The following is a 17354-nucleotide window of genomic DNA, read 5'->3' as shown; positions in this document are numbered from 1 at the left end:
AACGAGGTAACCCTATGGCCAAGCGCATTCAATTCTCCGCCGTCGGCGGACCGGAAGTCTTGCAATACGTTGATTTTACACCGCTCGATCCGGCTGCCGGTGAAGTGCAGATCGAGAACAAGGCGATCGGCATCAACTACATCGACACCTATGTGCGCAGCGGGCTGTACGCGCCGGCCAGCCTGCCGAGCGGCCTCGGCACCGAAGCGGCCGGCGTGGTGGTCAAGGTCGGCGCCGGGGTCAGCGCGATCAAACCGGGCGACCGGGTGGTGTATGCGCAGTCGTCGCTCGGCGCCTACAGCGAGATCCACAACGTGCCGGAAGAGAAAGTGGCGCTGCTGCCGCACAACCTGAGCTTTGAGCAAGGCGCCGCTTCTTTCCTGAAAGGGCTGACGGTGCACTATCTGCTGCGCCAGACCCACGAAGTGCAGCCGGGTGAAGTATTTTTGTTCCATGCCGCCGCCGGCGGCGTCGGGCTGATCGCCTGTCAGTGGGCCAAAGCGCTGGGCGCGCGCCTGATCGGCAGCGTCGGTTCCGACGAGAAGGCGGCGCTGGCGAAGCAGGCCGGCGCCTGGGCCACCATCAACTACCATAAAGAGGATATCGCCCAGCGGGTGGCCGAGCTGACGCACGGCGAGAAGGTCGGCGTGGTGTACGATTCGGTGGGGCAAAGCACCTGGCAGGCCTCTCTCAACAGCCTGAAGCGGCGCGGCCTGATGGTCAGCTTCGGCAACGCGTCCGGCCCGGTGACCGGCGTCGATCTGGCGCTGCTGAATCAGAAGGGCTCGCTGTACGTCACCCGCCCTTCCCTCAACGGCTACATCACCAACCGCGCCGAGCTGCAGTACGCCAGCAACGAGCTGTTCTCGCTGATCGGCAGCGGCGCCATTCGGGTGGAGGTGAGAGACGAGCAGAAATTCGCGCTGGCCGACGCCCAGCGTGCGCACCAGGTGCTGGAAAGCCGCAGCACCAGCGGTTCCAGCCTGCTGATCCCCTGATCCCGGCCAAAGAAAAGGGCTCCTTGCGGAGCCCTTTCTATTACTGCGTTTTGTAGGGGTAGAGCAGAGTCCGCCAGAGACAGGGGTTGCTTTAGCAACACGAATTTTAGGTGTCTCTCACGGTGATGAAATCGGTCGCATCACTGCATCAACCAACATCCTAACAGCCCCGTCCGGCAAAAAACACGCTTTATGTGCCACATCGCCGGGGAAAACTGCCAAGCTGTGATCGCTGCCGCATTCGCGGTGCGGGAAATTGTGCAAGTTTCAGTGTGACTGTCTGATTATTCAGCAAAAAATCAGTAACGCCGGATCTGGGGTTTCTGCATTGAACGGTAAATCCATACCCCAACCACCGCCAAAATCAGCCATGGCAACAGCTTAATGACCACCGCGAACAGCCCGCCCAACAGCATGAATGCCGCCGCCACCAACAGCGCAGCGAAAATCCCCAGCAGCGAGATGCCGGTCACCATCAGCATCACCACAAAACCAATGAGAAAGAAGATTTCCAACATGATTGCTCCTTTGCAATACAACGTATCTGCAGAGAGGATTACAAGAAGCGTGCCAGAACGGCGGAGGGCTAACTCATTGAAAACAGAGGACAGGCATCCGGTAGCGCACCGAACGCCTGGCGAAAAACACTAACTATTGGTCAAATTTTTTGTGGATTACGCCATTTCGACGCGCGGCTGACGCACCAGCGCCAGCGCCTGCTCGACCACCCGCGCATCGGCGCCCGGCTTGTGGGCGTTCTCGCTCAGATGGCGACGCCACTGGCGCGCGCCCGGCACGCCCTGGAACAGACCGAGAATATGGCGAGTAATGTGGCCAAGATAGGTGCCGTTAGACAGCTCGCGCTCGATATACGGATACAGCGCTTCGACGATCGCCACGCTGTCCAGCACCGCGGTCTGCGCGCCGAACAGTTCGCTGTCGACCCGCGCCAGGATACCCGGATTCTGATACGCCTCGCGCCCCATCATCACGCCGTCCAAGTGCTGCAGGTGCTGCCGCGCCTCTTCCAGCGTTTTCACCCCGCCGTTAATGGCGATGGTCAACGCCGGGAAATCCCGCTTCAGCTGATAGACGCGCGGATAGTCCAGCGGCGGCACTTCGCGGTTTTCTTTCGGGCTGAGGCCGGAGAGCCAGGCCTTGCGCGCGTGGATGGTGAACATGTCGCACTCGCCGCGCCCGGCGACGGTCTGGATAAAGTCACACAGGAAGGCGTAGCTGTCCTGATCGTCGATGCCGATGCGGGTCTTCACCGTCACCGGGATCGACACCACGTCGCGCATCGCCTTGATGCAATCGGCGACCAGCGCCGCCTGGCCCATCAGACAGGCGCCGAACATGCCGTTTTGCACCCGATCGGACGGGCAGCCGACGTTGAGGTTAATCTCATCGTAACCGCGCTGCTCCGCCAGCTTGGCGCAATGCGCCAGCGCGGCCGGATCGCTGCCGCCCAGCTGCAGCGCCACCGGATGCTCTTCTTCGCTGTAGGCCAGATAGTCGCCCTTGCCGTGGATGATCGCGCCGGTGGTCACCATCTCGGTGTACAGCAGCGTTTCCTTGGTCAGCAGGCGGTGGAAGTAACGGCAATGACGATCGGTCCAGTCGAGCATCGGCGCGATGGAGAAACGATTGGCGGCGTAGGTTGGGGCGTGGTTGTCTTTCGTCATGCTGAGTTACTGGCTACCTGAGTCTGTCTGGGTTCAACGAACGGCGCGCGGCCGCAAACGGCTATTATAACGACAATCGGCGCCGTTGGGAAAACCCGCTTGCCGCCGGCAAAAATAAGCGGAGACAAGGCGAATAAACCCGCTCGTTCAGGTGTTATCTCATTACGGGCGCGCACGGCGCCTCTGCCTTGAGGACATAACCATGAACAGCTTCATTAAACGCCTGCTGGCATCGGCCATTGCCGGCTGCCTGCTGTTGTCCGGCGCGGCGCTGGCGATGGGCGGCGACGGCAGCGGCCAAACCCCGCCAACCTGTCCGAAAGGCCAGGTCTACGACAGCAAAACTCAGACTTGCATGGTAGATAAAAGCGGCAAGGTCGACGACGCCGACCGCACTCACTACGCCTATGCACTGGCGAAAAGCGGCCGTTATCAGGAAGCGCTCGATATGCTCAATACGTTGAAAAATCCCAACACCGCCGTTGCGCTGAACTATCGTGGCTACGCCACGCGCAAGCTTGGCCGCACCGATGAAGGGATCGGCTATTATTTAAAATCAGTAGCCCTCGATCCGAAATACCCCAAAGTGCGCGAGTACCTGGGGGAAGCCTATATGCTGAAAGGCCGGCCCGATCTGGCTCGCCAACAGCTGCAGGTGATCCAGTCGCTGTGCGGCACCGGGTGCGAGGAGTACCGCGATTTGGCGGCGGCCATCGACCGCCACCCGGAATCTTGATCCGACGCGCCTGCGGAGGTGACTATCAGCGGCGATGCGATACGCGATGAACTCGGCCACTATCTCTCCCGCCTGTGGCGCTATGCGCTGGTGCTCTCGCACCGGCGGGATGTCGCCGACGATCTGGTGCAGGCCACCTGCCTGCGTGCGCTGGAGCGCGCCGCGCAATTCACCCCCGGTTCACACCTGGATCGCTGGCTGTTTTCCATCTTGCACTCCATTTGGCTCAATGAAGTTCGCGCCCAACATCTTCGCCAGGGGCAAGGCTGCATGTCGGCGGAAGAGCTGGGCGATGCGGACAACGGCGAACAGCCGGTCTGGCTCCATGAAGTGATGCGGCGCGTCAGCCGGCTGCCGACGGCCCAACGCAACGCGCTGTTTCTGGTGTATGTCGAAGGGCTGTCTTACCGGGAGGCCGCGAAAGTGCTGGCGGTGCCGATCGGCACCGTCATGAGCCGTTTGGCGGCCGCACGTCTGGCATTGGCCGATGACCGCCCGTTGGCAAACAACGGCCTGCACCGCAAAGAGAGCCATCCCGCCCCCTTGCCTCCTGCTCGTCGATAACGCCCTATTCCAACGAGCGGATAACCCGGCATGGCTGCCCCAGCGCCAGCACGTTGGCCGGGATGTCGCCGGTGACGATGCTGCCCGCGCCGATGGTGGTGCCGTCGCCGATAGTCACTCCCGGCAGGATCACTACGTTGCCGCCGATCCAGACGTTGTTGCCGATGGACACCGGCTGCGCCGAGGTGCGGAAAGGGAAATCCGGATCGCCGGTGAAGCGCTCTGCGGCCTTCAGCGGGTGGCTCGGCGTATAGATTTGCACGTTGGGGCCGATCAGCGTGTTGTCGCCGATGGTGATGGTATTGCAGTCGAGGAACACCGCGTTGACGTTGATAAAACAGTTTTTACCGATGCGGACATGCTGCCCGTAGTCGCACCAGAATGGCGTTTCAATCCAGCTCGCCTCCCCCCAGGCGCCGAACAGCTCACCGAGCAGGCGGTTTTTCTCGTCCGCCTGATGCGAGTCCAGCGCCCCCAAGCTTTTGATCAACGCCCTCGCCCGATGGTACATCCCGATCAGTTCTTCATCGCGGCTATTGTACTCCAGGCCGCTTAACAGCTTCTCTCTTTCCGTCATCACACAGGGCTCCTGCTCATCACGCGGGTGAAACGCGTTATACCGCGCTCGTCCCCCGCTCTCCAGCGCTAAAACCGGCAACGTTGATTTGCCACCCGACGGTGGGGAAAAGTTGTGACGCATCTCTCTTTTAGCACGATCGGCGCGCCTTTCCCTGCGCTATCATCAGGGGAAAAGGGGGCAACTCTCGGCGATTCGCCGTAATCATGGTAAAATCGGCTTTTTTACGTACCGGGATATTTGCGATGAACTCAACCACCCAGGAAAAGCTGTTGGCACAGGCGGAACGCCTCTGCCAGCAACGCAATGTGCGATTGACGCCGCAACGGCTGGAAGTGCTGCGTCTGATGACTCAGCAACCCGGTGCAATCAGCGCATATGACCTGCTCGATCTGCTACGCGTCGCCGAACCGCAGGCCAAGCCGCCGACGGTATACCGAGCGCTGGATTTTCTGCTGGAGCAAGGGTTTATCCATAGAGTGGAGTCGGCCAACAGCTACGTGCTGTGCCACCATTTCGAACAGCCGATGCATACGTCCGCGCTGTTTATCTGCGACCGCTGCGGCCAGGTGACCGAACGCACCACCGAAGGCGTGGAGGAAACGCTGCAGAAGCTGGCGCAGGAAGCCGGATTTGCACTGCGGCACAGCGTGGTGGAAGCGCACGGTCTGTGCGCCGGTTGCGTTGAAGTTGAAGCTTGTGACAGCAAGCATGACTGCGCCGAACACGATCACAGCATCGCCATCAAGAAGAAGTAAGACGAGGTCAGGTACTTCCCTGTACCTGCGGCCGGGGCGCCAGAGGATGGAGCGACGCCGGCCTGCGCTGTTGCCAGCCGCCGTAAGTGGCGGCCCTGCGTGTTACCAGCGGTGTTTGGTGTGATCTTCCCAGGCCTTCACCTCTTTTTCGGCCGCCTCTTTCTGGTAACCGTAGCGCTCCTGAATTTTGCCGACCAGCTGTTCGCGTTTCCCTTCGATGACCGTCAGATCGTCATCGGTCAGCTTGCCCCATTTCTCTTTCACTTTGCCTTTCAGCTGCTTCCAGTTACCGTCGGCTTGATCTTTATTCATAGTCTCTCCGTTAACCTGTGGTGAATCAGTGATCCCTGTTGCCGGCCGGGGTTAACCAGAAATTTTTCTGGCCGATGCTTCCTTCACCTTAAGAAGCACCGCTCCCCTTCATTTACCAGCCACATGATTCATTCTAGTTAAACATGGAAATAAAAAAGCCAAAAAACAGAATAAAAAACCATTAACAAACAAAATAAAAACAAAAAACGCTAACAAACAACGAGCTAACGCGAACAGACCAAGGCTGAAAACATGTAAGCAAACATGACCAAAATCATAAGAAAAACTAACCATTAACCCAACAAAACGTCCGGTTTAATGTGCAGTAAACCAGCTGCCGCGCACCTGGTGACGGTGCCAAATCCAGCCCAATGCCACGCCACGCAACGTCAGAAACACCGCCAGCGCCAGCCAGAGCCCGTGGTTGCCAAGCAGCGGCACGCTGAACAGCGTCAGACCGTACCCTGCCGCGGCCACCGCCATGCTGTTACGCATCTCAGCGCCGCGCGTGGCGCCGATAAACATGCCATCCAGCAAATAGCACCACACCCCGACCAGCGGCAAAATGACCTGCCACGGTAAATAGTGGGCGGCCAACGCGCGCAGCTCCGGTAGAGAGGTCAACGCCGCCACGATCTGCTGGCCGGTAACGGCATACGCCAGGCCGAAGGCCAACGCGACCAGCCCCGCCTGCCTGCAGGCCGCGTGCCACACCTTACGCAGTTGGCTGCCGTCCCGGGCGCCGTAGGCGTGGCCGGAATGGGCCTCCACCGCATAAGCGAAGCCGTCGAGCGCATAGGCGGTAAACGTCAGCAGGTTCATCAACACCGCGTTAACCGCCACCACATCGCTCCCCAGGCGAGCGCCGAAAATGGTCAGCGACGCAAAGCACAGCTGCAGCAGCAATGAACGCAACATGATGTCGCGATTGAGCGCCAGCAGGCGACGCAGATCGCCACGCCAGGCCTGACGCAACATCGCCAGGGTAATACCGCGCAGACGCATCACCCGCCACGCCAGCCACAGGCCGAGCAATAGCGTGGCATATTCGGCGATGGCGGTGGCCGCCGCCGCCCCTCGCACGTTCCAACCCAGGCCCATCACCAGCCAAATATCCAGCACGATGTTCAGCAGGTTGCCGACGATCAGCAGGATCACCGGCGCACGCACGTACTGCACGCCGAGCAGCCAGCCCAGCAGCACCAGGTTGGCCAGCGCCGCTGGCGCGCTCAACCAGCGGATCTCAAGAAAACGCCGCGCCTGCTCCAGCACCTCGCCATCGCCGCCGACGATCCGCAGCGCCAGTTCAATAAGCGGGTAGCGCAACAGGACGATCGCCCCCCCGGCCAACAGCGCCAGCAGCAGCGGTTGCATAAAGGCGCGCGCCAGCGCCTGCGGGTTCTTCGCTCCCAGCGCCTGCGCCGCGAGGCCGGTGGTGCTCATGCGCAGGAACAGCAGCAGCATGAACAGGAAGCTGGTCGCCACCGCGCCGATTGCCACGCCGCCCAAATAGATCGGGCTGTCGAGGTGGCCGATCACCGCGGTGTCCACCAGCCCGAGCAGCGGCACGGTGATATTGGAGAAAATCATCGGCAGGGCGAGGCGCCACAGGGCTTTATCGGTGTCGCTGGTGAAGGCGGAAATCAGGCGCATGATGGGTTGTTCCTGTGACAGAGTGACGAAGGGCGAAGTCAGAAACAAAAACGCCCCAAAACAGGGGCGATTGATACAGGGAGCGGCGGTAATGGCGCGGCGATTAAATCCAGTCGCCGTTGCGGATCACGCCGACCGCCAGCCCTTCGATCGTGAAATTCTGCTGGCGCAGATCGACCACGATCGGTTGGAATTCGTTGTTCTCCGGCAGCAGTTCAACCACGTTGCCGTGCTTTTTCAAGCGTTTGACCGTCACTTCGTCTTCGATGCGCGCGACCACGACCTGGCCGTTGCGCACGTCTTGCGTTTTGTGCACCGCCAGCAGATCGCCGTCCAGAATGCCGATGTCGCGCATCGACATGCCGTTCACCCGCAACAGGAAATCGGCGCTCGGTTTGAACAGGGATGGATCCACCTGGTAGTGCCCTTCGATGTGCTGCTGCGCCAGCAGCGGCTCGCCGGCGGCGACGCGGCCGATCAGCGGCAGCCCTTCTTCTTCTTCCATCAGCAGGCGGATACCGCGCGACGCGCCGGAGACGATTTCGATCACGCCTTTGCGTGCCAGCGCCTTCAGGTGCTCTTCGGCGGCGTTAGGCGAACGGAACCCCAGACGCATCGCGATCTCGGCACGCGTCGGCGGCATGCCCGTTTGCGAAATATGATCGCGAATCAGATCGTAGACCTCTTGCTGTCTGGTAGTTAGTGCTTTCATTCCGCCCCCTGTTTGTTTATACAGTCTTGCTGTGAGTATATACAGGTAAGCGCGGATTGGGAACCGAAGAATAAATAAAAATCAGTCAGTAGGCGCTTTGCGTCAGCCAAAATGCTGCCACAAGACCGTGCCCCAAACGAACAGCGCGAGTACGATCGCCAGCGATACCGCCGCCGATCCCATGTCCTTGGCCCGCCCGGACAGCTCATGGTGTTCGCTGCCGATGCGATCCACCACCGCCTCGATCGCGCTGTTCAGGATCTCGACGATCATCACCAGCGTCACCGATCCGATCAATAAAATGCGCGCTATCGCACCCACGTCCAGCCAGACAGCCAGTATGATAGCCAGGAGGGTCACCACCAGTTCCTGGCGGAACGCCGCCTCGTGTTGCCAGGCGGCGGAAAGCCCTTTATAAGAATAGCCGGCGGCCTTGATGATGCGGGTCAATCCGGTTGCTTGGTTTGCCATGTTTTCGTGCCTTTCTCAGAGGTCGGTCATAATAAAAAGAGTCTAGAACAGTCCACGCTGACGGCTCTCGGTTTTCGAACACCACAGATCTGCTACCCGGTTTCTGGTATGCTTGCGGCGCATTGCTAACAAGAGGCTTCACGTTGTTATGTCAGGTTGGCGTAAAATTTATTATAAAATATTGAATTTACCACTTAAATTGTTGGTAAGAAGTAAGGTCATCCCTTCAGATCCGGTTACCGAGCTAGGGTTGGATCCCTCACGGCCGATTTTGTATGTTTTACCTTACAATTCCAAGGCGGATTTGCTGACGCTGCGCACCCAGTGCCTGGCGCAGGATCTGCCCGATCCGCTCAACGCGCTGGAGATCGACGGCACCGTGCTGCCGAGCTACGTGTTCATTCACGACGGCCCGCGCGTGTTCCGCTACTACACCCCGAAAGAAGAGTCGGTAAAGCTGTTCCACGACTACCTGGATCTGCATCGCAGCAATCCGGATCTCGACATTCAGATGCTGCCGGTTTCGGTCATGTTCGGCCGCTCGCCGGGCCGCGAAGGCCACGGCACGCCGCACCTGCGTCTGTTGAACGGCGTGCAAAAATTCTTCGCCGTGCTGTGGCTCGGCCGCGACAGCTTCGTGCGCTTCTCCAACACCGTTTCGCTGCGCCGCATGGCTACCGAACACGGCACGGATAAAACCATCGCGCAGAAACTGGCGCGCGTGGCGCGCATGCACTTCTCGCGTCAGCGCCTGGCCGCAGTAGGCCCAAGCCTGCCGGCCCGTCAGGATCTGTTCAACAAGCTGTTGGCGTCCAAAGCGATCGAAAAAGCGGTCGAGGACGAAGCGCGCAGCAAGAAGATCTCGCACGAGAAGGCCCAGCAGAACGCCATCGCGTTGATGGAAGAGATCGCCGCCGACTTCTCCTACGAAACCGTGCGTCTGTCCGATCGCGTGCTGAGCTGGACCTGGAACCGGCTGTATCAGGGCATCAACGTCACCAACGCCGAGCGCGTGCGCCAGCTGGCGCAGGACGGCCACGAGATCGTCTACGTGCCCTGCCACCGCAGCCATATGGACTATCTGCTGCTGTCCTACGTGCTATATCACCAGGGCCTGGTGCCGCCGCACATCGCCGCGGGCATCAACCTCAACTTCTGGCCGGCCGGCCCGATCTTCCGTCGCCTGGGCGCGTTCTTCATCCGCCGCACCTTCAAGGGCAACAAGCTTTACTCGACGGTGTTCCGCGAATACCTCGGCGAGCTGTTCACCCGCGGTTACTCGGTGGAATACTTCGTGGAAGGCGGCCGTTCCCGCACCGGGCGTCTGCTGGAACCGAAAACCGGCACCCTGTCGATGACCATCCAGGCGATGCTGCGCGGCGGCGCCCGTCCGATCACGCTGGTGCCGATCTACATCGGCTACGAGCATGTGATGGAAGTGGGCACCTACGCCAAAGAGCTGCGCGGCGCCACCAAGGAAAAAGAGAGCCTGCTGCAGATGCTGCGCGGCCTGCGCAAACTGCGCAATCTGGGCCAAGGTTACGTCAACTTCGGCGAACCACTGCCGTTGACCGCTTACCTCAACCAGCACGTGCCGCAGTGGCGCGAGTCGATCGATCCGATCGAAGCTCAGCGCCCAAGCTGGCTGACGCCGACGGTCAACGATCTCGCCGGCCAGATCATGGTGCGCATCAACAATGCCGCCGCGGCCAACGCCATGAACCTGTGTTCCACCGCGCTGCTGGCCTCGCGCCAACGTTCGCTGACCCGCGAACAATTGCTCGAGCAGCTCGAGTGCTACCTGCAGCTGATGCGCAACGCGCCTTACGCGCATGACGTCACCGTACCGACGCAGACGCCGGACGAGCTGCTGGATCACGCGCTGAACATGAACAAGTTCGAGGTGGAAAAGGACAACATCGGCGACATCATCATTCTGCCGCGCGAGCAGGCGGTGCTGATGACCTATTACCGCAACAACATCCACCACCTGCTGGTGTTGCCGTCGCTGATCGCCAGCATCGTCATGCATCATCGCCGGGTATCGCGCGCCGAACTGCTGCGCCAGATTGGCATGATTTACCCGATGCTGAAAGCCGAGCTGTTCCTGCATAACGACAAGGAGCAGCTGCCGGACGTGCTGCGGCCGATGATCGACGAGCTGATCCGCCAACAGCTTATCTGCGACAAAGGCGACGAGCTGGTGCTGAACCCGGCGCGCATTCGCCCGCTGCAGCTGCTGGCCGCCGGGGTGCGCGAAACCCTGCAACGCTACGCCATCACCATGTCGATCCTCAGCGCCAACCCGAGCATCAACCGCGGCGCGCTGGAGAAAGAGAGCCGCATCATGGCGCAGCGTCTGTCGGTGCTGCACGGCATCAACGCGCCGGAGTTCTTCGACAAGGCGGTATTCTCCACCCTGGTGGCGACGCTGCGCGAAGAAGGCTACATCAACGACAGCGGCGATGCGATCCGCGAGCACACCCTCGAGGTGTACAACATGCTGAGCGATCTGATCACGCCGGAAATCAAGCTGACCATCGAAAGCGTCAACATGCCGGAAGAGACCAACGCTCTGCCGCAAACCGATGCGCAAGAAGAGAAAGACGAGTGATTTCGCCCGGCGCGGAAACACAAAAGGCACCCCGAGGGGTGCCTTTTTTCTTGCTGCAGGAAACCGTTACGCCGGCAGATAGCTGAGCGCGATGCCGATAAACACCACCAGCCCGACATAATTGTTCTGCAGGAAGGCCTTGAAGCAGGCCTCGCGCTCGCGCCCGGCGATCTGCTTCTGCTGGTGAATGAACAGCGCGCCCGCCAGCAACAGCGACCAGTAAAACGCGCCGCCGAGCTGTGCCAGATAACCGACCCACACCAGCAGCAGCAGCGTCGCGAACTGCAACAGCCCGACGATCAGCTTGTCATAACGCCCGAACAGGATGGCGGTGGACTTGATGCCTATTTTCAGATCATCGTCGCGATCGACCATCGCATACAGCGTGTCATAGGCCACCGTCCAGCAGATGTTCGCCAGCAGCAGCAGCCAGCAGCTGAGCGGCAGCGATTCGCTGACCGCCGCATAGCCCATCGGAATGCCCCAGCCGAACGCGGCGCCCAGCACGAACTGCGGCAGGTTGGTCACCCGCTTCATAAAAGGATACACCCAGGCCAGCGCCAGCGCCGCCAGCGACAGCCAGATGGTCATCGCATTCAGCGTCAACACCAGGCAGAACGAGATCAGCACCAGCACCACGAACAGCACCTTGGCCTCTTTCGCGCTCACCCGGCCGCTCGGCATCGGCCGCCCGGCGGTGCGCTTTACGTAGCCGTCCACCGCGCGATCGGCGTAGTCATTCACCACGCAGCCGGCGGCGCGCATCAGGAACACGCCGAGCACGAACACCACCAGAATCGACAGCGGTGGCACGCCTTTCCCGGCCAGCCACAGCGCCCACAGCGTCGGCCACAACAGCAACAGCGTGCCGATCGGTTTATCAATGCGCATCAAATGGCTGTAAGCCCGCCATTTACTTTGAGTCACGCTTCCCTCCAACGTCTTGCTCTCCTCTCTTATGCGGGAACCGCTGAATACAGCGGCGAAGCCGGTAAAAACAGTTCGGTCAGCAGCAGCGGCTTACCCGCCAGCCGCAGCCTTGAACGACGCGCCCACAGCGCGTCCTGCCGGCCGATATGGATATAGTCGCGGGTCAGATCGCCGCTGCTGAACAGATAGCGTCCGAGCGGCAGCGTCCCCAGATCCACTAACGCCTGATCGGGGCCGGTCAGCGTATGTTCCGGGATCACCGTGCGCCCCAGCAGCCAGGGCTGGTTGTCGCCCAGCAGCACCACTTCGCGCAGCCAGTAGCGCGGGCTGTCGGGCAGGTGGTTCGCCTCGTCGCCCAGCGCCTCGCGCGTGACGAAGCATTCGCGCTGCGGCTCGACGCGCACCTGGGCGCAATGGCGTTCAAATCGGCGGGTCATGGAGCCTAACTCCATCAGCCAGTCGCTGACGGCGGCGGGCGCCGGAGGATCCTGTTCGGACAACCACTCCAGCGGCGGCAGGATGGAATCCCTGATGCCAGACATTGCTTTACTCCTCGCCTGAATCGCGGCCGGTACGGCGCGCCAGACGATACAAACTGTTAACAGGCCCCCATTGTAGCGCAGAAATACGAAAGCGGCAGGCTGATTCGTGGCGAAAACGGCGGTGGTTTCCCCCGGAAAAACCGGGCTCCTGTCATCTTTTTGCCATCCGCGTTCTCTATCTTCGTTCCCCGGCACGATGACGATTCTGTGATCGCCTGCAAAGTTTCATCTTTGTCGCGTTGTTTTATCTACGCGCGTAGATACTCTGACACCGCAGCGTTGAATCGCCATGCGTCCGACATCATTTGTCGGCACACCTTTGTTGCCGGCACCAGGGAAACCATCTTTAACCGCGCCCCTCCAGGCGCAGAACAAAAGAGGATAGCACTGCCATGAGCGAAACAACGCTTGCCCCTTCACAGACCGCCGACGCCGCGTTGGCAGCCGATGAACGCCTGGCAACCAAAGAGGGGCGCAGCCAATTTTGGCGCGCCACCTTCTCCTGCTGGCTCGGCACCGCCATGGAATACGTCGATTTCGCGCTGTACGGCCTGGCGGCCGGCATGGTGTTCGGCGACGTGTTCTTCCCCGAGGCCACGCCGCTGGTCGCCCTGCTGGCCAGCTTCGCCACCTACTCCGTCGGCTTCGTCGCGCGGCCGATCGGCGCGCTGGTGTTCGGCTGGATCGGCGATCGCAAAGGCCGCCGCGTGGTGCTGATCACCACCGTGGCGTTGATGGGCGTTTCCACCACGCTGATCGGCCTGATCCCGTCCTATGCGCAAATCGGCGTTTGGGCGCCCACCTGCCTGGTGATCCTGCGCTTCGCGCAGGGGTTCGGCGCCGGCGCGGAGCTGTCCGGCGGCGCGGTGATGCTGGCGGAATACGCGCCGGCCAAACGGCGCGGGCTGGTGGCGTCGATCATCGCCATCGGCTCCAACAGCGGCACTCTGCTGGCGTCGCTGGTATGGCTGCTGGTGCTGCAGCTCGACAAGGAAGACCTGATGAGCTGGGGCTGGCGCATTCCGTTCCTCGCCAGCATTCTGATCGCCGGCGTAGCGCTCTATCTGCGCCGCCACGTGCGGGAAACGCCGGTGTTCGAACGCGAGCTGCAGCAAAACAACCAGCGCATGCTGGACGCCGCCCAGGCCGCGCCGGATACGCGCAGCTACCTGCAGCGCACCAAGGCGTTCTGGGTGATGCTCGGCCTGCGCATCGGCGAAAACGGCCCTTCCTACCTGTGCCAGGGCTTTATCGTCGGCTACGTCGCCAAGGTGCTGATGGTCGATAAATCGGTGCCGGCGCTGGCGGTGCTGATCGCCTCGCTGTGCGGTTTTCTGGTGATCCCGCTGGCCGGTTGGCTGTCCGATCGCTTCGGCCGCCGCGTCACCTACCGCGGGTTCTGCCTGCTGCTGGTGCTGTACGCCTTCCCGGCGTTCTGGCTGCTCGACAGCCGTGAACCGGCGATCGTCATCTCGGTGATCGTGGTCGGCATGTGCATCGCATCGCTGGGGATCTTCGGCGTGCAGGCGGCCTACGGCGTCGAACTGTTCGGCGTGAAGAACCGCTACTCCAAAATGGCGTTCGCCAAGGAACTCGGTTCGATTCTCTCCGGCGGCACCGCGCCGCTGATCGCCACCGCGCTGCTGTCCGGTTTCGGTCACTGGTGGCCTGTCGCCTGCTATTTTGTTGTAATGGCGGCCATCGGCTTAATCACCACCTTCTTTGCTCCCGAAACCCGCGGCCGCGATCTCAACCTGCCGCAGGATGCCGCGTAGCGAGAAGGCGAACAGGACCTCAATTTGGATAATCACTCCGCGCGACGCGTTACCCGCGCCGACGTGGCCCGCGTAGCGGGCACCTCCGTCGCCGTGGTCAGCTATGTGATCAACAACGGCCCGCGCGCGGTGGCGGAAGCCACCCGGCTGCGCGTGCTGGCGGCGATCGAGCAGACCGGCTACCGGCCGAACGACATCGCGCGGGCATTGGCCTCCGGCAGCACGCAAACCTACGGGCTGGTGGTGCCGGATATTTCCAATCCGTTCTTCGCCACGCTGGCGCGGGCGCTGCAGCAGGAGGCCTTCAGCCGCGGCCGCGTGCTGCTGCTGGGCGACGCCGGCGATGACCGGCAGCGCGAGTATGAGCTGATCAATAACCTGCTGCGTCGCCAGGTCGACGGCCTGCTGTACACCAGCGTCGATCGCCATCCGTGGTTCGAGCTGATCCGCGCCTCCGGCACGCCCTGCGTGATGATAGACACTATCGACAGCCAGGCCGGCGTCTGCGCCATCCGCGTCGACGAGCGCGACGCCGCCTGCCAGGCGACCCGCCATCTGCTGCAACACGGCTATCGCGACATCGGCATTTTCATCGGTCCGCTAACCATGCTCAACGCGCAGGATCGCCTGAACGGTTGGCGCGATGCGCTGCTGGAGGCGGGCATTGCGCCGCGCGACGAGTGGATTGTCGAGGCGCCTTACACCCGCCAGGGCGGCTACCAGGCCACCCAGCGCATGGTGCAAGGCCCGCGCCCGCGCGCCGTTTTCACCTCCAACGAGCAGCAGGCGCTCGGCTGCCTGTCGGCGCTGGCGGAGCATGGGTTGCGCGCGCCGGACGATCTGGCGCTGATCTGTTTTAACGGCACGCAGCAATCCGAATTCAGCGTGCCGCCGCTCAGCGCGGTCGAGCAGCCTATCGACGCCATGGCCAAGCGGGCCATCGCCATGCTGGCCGCCGGCGCCGCGCCCGCCGAGCTGCATGAATTCGCTTTTCAACTGCGCATCCGCCGCTCGTGCGGCTGTTAGCGGTTTTTCAGGACACCTTCTATGCGTTTAATCATTGATTGCGATCCCGGCAACGGCGTTCCCGGCGCCAACGTCGACGACGGCCTGGCGCTGGCCCTGGCGCTGGCGGCCAAACCGCAGCTGCAGCTGGAACTGATCAGCATCGTGGCCGGCAACACCCCGCGCGAAGTGGGCTTCGCCGTCGCCAGCGAGCTGCTGGCGCAAAGCGGCTACCAGGTGCCGGTCGCCCTCGGCGCGGCGCGCGCCCTGAGCGAGCCGCCGGAGCCATGGCGCGCGCATCTGGACAGGCCGATCGCCGATCCCAAACTGGCGGCGCTGTGGCGCGACTTGCCCGCCCCCTCACTCGCCAACGCGCCCGCACCGGACGCCGCCATCGCCATCGGCGAGCTGATCTGCCGCCATCCCGGCGAGGTAACGCTGGCAGCGATCGGCCCGCTGACCAACGTTGCGCACGCCATGCAGCTGTATCCGCAGATGGTGCAGGCGGTGAAAGAGATCGTGATCATGGGCGGCGTGTTCAACGTCGAGGGATACATCAAGGACACCAATTTCGGCCTGGATCCGGAAGCCGCACGGCTGGTGCTGAACAGCGGCGCCGCTATCACGCTGGCACCGCTGGACGTCACCACCCAGACCATGCTGACCCAGGCGGATCTGGCCGCACTGACGCAGCCGGACACGCCGCTGTGCCGCTATTTGCGCGCCACCACGCGGCCGTGGATCGACTATTCGCGCCATACGCGGCGCCTGCCGGGCTGCTGGATCCATGATGCGCTGGTGATCGCCTGGCTGCTGGCACCGCAGCTGGTCACGACCGAAATGTTCCATGTGGATGTGGCGCTGGAAGGGGCGTTGACGCGCGGCAGCTCACGCCGTTGGCGGCCGGACAGCCTGCGCCTGACGGTCGGCATGCCGCCGCCGCAGGGCAAGCCGGTGCGCATCATGCAGCAGGTCGATAACGCCCGTCTGCTGGCGTTGATCGGCGCAACGCTGGCCCGCGGATGAAAAAAGGTGCGCCAAGGCGCACCAATCATCGAGCCAGCATCGGCAGCGTCGGGTGTTACCCCTTGCCTTTTACGCTGCTGATAAACGTTTTACGCGCAGTGGTCGAGCCCAGTTTCTCGGCCTCATTCATCAGTTTCAGCGCCTTGTCGATATCGCCCTCCTTCACCGCCTGCTTGATGCCGTTATTGAAGTAGCTTTCGGTATCGTTGAGCATCGGCTCCGCCGGTTTCTCCGGCGTCGGTGCAGGCGCCGCCACGGCGGCCGGTGCGGTTGATCCCACCACCACCGGCGCCACGGTCGGCGCAGGCTGCAGCATGCCAATCATCACGTTGCCGGTGCCCTGTTCCGCGGTCACCTTGAGCTTCAGCGTGCCGGTCGTCGCGTGGCCGGCGATCGGATCCGGGATATCCGGCACCGCGTTACCCACGCCCTGCGCGTAGGCCTTGGCCGGGTTAGTCAGCTGCGTGGTTTTCGCCAAATCCTGACGGGTGGTGTACACCAGCAGGTAAATCTGTTTTTGACCGAGCGCCGGCGTCAGTTTCAGCGTGCCTTCGAGGCGATCGGAGGACATCGCTCCCGGCGGCTGGTAAGGGAAATAGCTGCTCGGGTAATACGCCGCCGGGCGCAGATGCTCGTCCAGCACCAGCACGCTCGGCGCGTACAGCGAATTGTTCTTGGCGAGGCTGCTCAGCGTCACTTCCAGCGAACCGCGATCGGCCGGCAGCGTATAGGCGGCGATCGCCCCCTGAATGTCGCCCTGATTGAGCTGCGGGCTAACGGCGTCGAGCTTCACTTCTTGCGACACCGGCGGTTGCAGCGGCTGCCACGGCAGGCTTTGCAGCGTGGCGGCGCTGATGGCCGGGGCGACGGAAACGTTGGCCGGCGTATCGGCGTTGGCCGCCAAAGGCGCGCCGACGGTCAGCGCCAGCGACAGGCAGAGTGACAGCAGATTCTTTTTCATCGTTATATCCTCTTTCAGCACCGCGGCGGATCAGG

General features: G+C 62.0%; 18 protein-coding genes. 8 read left to right on the top strand and 10 right to left on the bottom strand.

Annotated features, from left to right (window positions below):
* The first annotated feature begins 14 nt into the window (after positions 1 to 14).
* Positions 15 to 998: a quinone oxidoreductase gene (locus tag ACJ8PE_RS09750; protein WP_033644412.1), complete on the top strand. Its 984-nt coding sequence runs from the start codon at positions 15 to 17 to the stop codon at positions 996 to 998.
* A gap of 299 nt (positions 999 to 1297) precedes the next feature.
* Here ACJ8PE_RS09750 and pspG read toward each other — a convergent pair whose 3' ends face one another.
* A complete protein-coding gene (pspG, locus tag ACJ8PE_RS09745; RefSeq protein ID WP_033644411.1) occupies positions 1298 to 1516 on the bottom strand; it encodes an envelope stress response protein PspG in 219 nt (72 codons plus the stop codon).
* A gap of 156 nt (positions 1517 to 1672) precedes the next feature.
* A complete protein-coding gene (gene dusA / locus ACJ8PE_RS09740) occupies positions 1673 to 2683 on the bottom strand; it encodes a tRNA dihydrouridine(20/20a) synthase DusA (RefSeq protein WP_197793790.1) in 1011 nt (336 codons plus the stop codon).
* A 202-nt stretch (positions 2684 to 2885) separates the two neighbouring features.
* Between dusA and ACJ8PE_RS09735 the strand changes: the two genes are divergently transcribed.
* Complete coding sequence (locus ACJ8PE_RS09735) at positions 2886 to 3419, top strand: tetratricopeptide repeat protein (RefSeq protein ID WP_197749954.1); 534 nt, start codon at positions 2886 to 2888, stop codon at positions 3417 to 3419.
* An 18-nt stretch (positions 3420 to 3437) separates the two neighbouring features.
* The gene (locus tag ACJ8PE_RS09730) at positions 3438 to 3983 is read left to right on the top strand and encodes an RNA polymerase sigma factor (protein ID WP_197793791.1); all 546 of its coding nucleotides are present in this window, start codon (positions 3438 to 3440) and stop codon (positions 3981 to 3983) included.
* A 4-nt stretch (positions 3984 to 3987) separates the two neighbouring features.
* On the opposite strand, the gene ACJ8PE_RS09725 is transcribed toward ACJ8PE_RS09730, so the two are convergent.
* Positions 3988 to 4560, bottom strand: a complete 573-nt coding sequence (locus tag ACJ8PE_RS09725) for a sugar O-acetyltransferase (protein ID WP_042785466.1) — start codon at positions 4558 to 4560, stop codon at positions 3988 to 3990.
* A 245-nt stretch (positions 4561 to 4805) separates the two neighbouring features.
* Between ACJ8PE_RS09725 and zur the strand changes: the two genes are divergently transcribed.
* Positions 4806 to 5318 carry a zinc uptake transcriptional repressor Zur gene (gene zur / locus ACJ8PE_RS09720; protein WP_015379223.1) on the top strand — a complete coding sequence of 171 codons (513 nt, stop codon included), beginning with the start codon at positions 4806 to 4808 and terminating at the stop codon, positions 5316 to 5318.
* A 102-nt stretch (positions 5319 to 5420) separates the two neighbouring features.
* Here zur and ACJ8PE_RS09715 read toward each other — a convergent pair whose 3' ends face one another.
* The 4 genes from ACJ8PE_RS09715 to ACJ8PE_RS09700 all read right to left on the bottom strand — a co-directional run bounded on the left by ACJ8PE_RS09715 (position 5421) and on the right by ACJ8PE_RS09700 (position 8466).
* Positions 5421 to 5630 carry a CsbD family protein gene (locus ACJ8PE_RS09715; RefSeq protein WP_004936743.1) on the bottom strand — a complete coding sequence of 70 codons (210 nt, stop codon included), beginning with the start codon at positions 5628 to 5630 and terminating at the stop codon, positions 5421 to 5423.
* Positions 5631 to 5945: 315 nt separating this feature from the next.
* Complete coding sequence (dinF, locus tag ACJ8PE_RS09710; RefSeq protein ID WP_033644406.1) at positions 5946 to 7283, bottom strand: MATE family efflux transporter DinF; 1338 nt, start codon at positions 7281 to 7283, stop codon at positions 5946 to 5948.
* Between the two features lie 103 nt (positions 7284 to 7386).
* Complete coding sequence (gene lexA, locus ACJ8PE_RS09705; RefSeq protein ID WP_025160136.1) at positions 7387 to 7995, bottom strand: transcriptional repressor LexA; 609 nt, start codon at positions 7993 to 7995, stop codon at positions 7387 to 7389.
* A gap of 102 nt (positions 7996 to 8097) precedes the next feature.
* The gene (locus tag ACJ8PE_RS09700) at positions 8098 to 8466 is read right to left on the bottom strand and encodes a diacylglycerol kinase (protein WP_033651215.1); all 369 of its coding nucleotides are present in this window, start codon (positions 8464 to 8466) and stop codon (positions 8098 to 8100) included.
* Between the two features lie 148 nt (positions 8467 to 8614).
* Between ACJ8PE_RS09700 and plsB the strand changes: the two genes are divergently transcribed.
* Positions 8615 to 11080 carry a glycerol-3-phosphate 1-O-acyltransferase PlsB gene (gene plsB / locus ACJ8PE_RS09695; RefSeq protein ID WP_033644405.1) on the top strand — a complete coding sequence of 822 codons (2466 nt, stop codon included), beginning with the start codon at positions 8615 to 8617 and terminating at the stop codon, positions 11078 to 11080.
* A gap of 66 nt (positions 11081 to 11146) precedes the next feature.
* Here the strand turns inward: plsB and ubiA are convergent, their stop codons facing one another.
* Positions 11147 to 12019, bottom strand: coding sequence for a 4-hydroxybenzoate octaprenyltransferase (ubiA, locus tag ACJ8PE_RS09690; RefSeq protein WP_025304455.1), 873 nt, complete (start codon positions 12017 to 12019; stop codon positions 11147 to 11149).
* 17 nt (positions 12020 to 12036) lie between these two features.
* Positions 12037 to 12552, bottom strand: coding sequence for a chorismate lyase (gene ubiC / locus ACJ8PE_RS09685; RefSeq protein ID WP_197759869.1), 516 nt, complete (start codon positions 12550 to 12552; stop codon positions 12037 to 12039).
* 392 nt (positions 12553 to 12944) lie between these two features.
* Here ubiC and ACJ8PE_RS09680 point away from each other — a divergent pair, with 392 nt between their 5' ends.
* Genes ACJ8PE_RS09680 through ACJ8PE_RS09670 form a run of 3 tightly spaced genes read left to right on the top strand, consistent with a single transcriptional unit; the run spans position 12945 to position 16358 of the window.
* Entirely contained in the window at positions 12945 to 14327 is a 1383-nt protein-coding gene (locus ACJ8PE_RS09680; RefSeq protein ID WP_404769153.1) for an MFS transporter, read from the top strand.
* A gap of 24 nt (positions 14328 to 14351) precedes the next feature.
* On the top strand, positions 14352 to 15353 hold the full coding sequence (locus ACJ8PE_RS09675; RefSeq protein ID WP_197793793.1) for a LacI family DNA-binding transcriptional regulator: 1002 nt from the start codon (positions 14352 to 14354) through the stop codon (positions 15351 to 15353).
* Positions 15354 to 15374: 21 nt separating this feature from the next.
* Positions 15375 to 16358, top strand: a complete 984-nt coding sequence (locus tag ACJ8PE_RS09670) for a nucleoside hydrolase (protein ID WP_197759866.1) — start codon at positions 15375 to 15377, stop codon at positions 16356 to 16358.
* A 55-nt stretch (positions 16359 to 16413) separates the two neighbouring features.
* Here the strand turns inward: ACJ8PE_RS09670 and malM are convergent, their stop codons facing one another.
* On the bottom strand, positions 16414 to 17319 hold the full coding sequence (gene malM / locus ACJ8PE_RS09665; RefSeq protein ID WP_404769151.1) for a maltose operon protein MalM: 906 nt from the start codon (positions 17317 to 17319) through the stop codon (positions 16414 to 16416).
* Between the last annotated feature and the right edge of the window lie 35 nt (positions 17320 to 17354).

This window comes from Serratia sp. CY74737 (genome assembly GCF_052166775.1).
Classification (GTDB): Bacteria; Pseudomonadota; Gammaproteobacteria; order Enterobacterales; family Enterobacteriaceae; genus Serratia; species Serratia ureilytica.
This window is presented reverse-complemented; position numbering and strand designations above follow the sequence as displayed.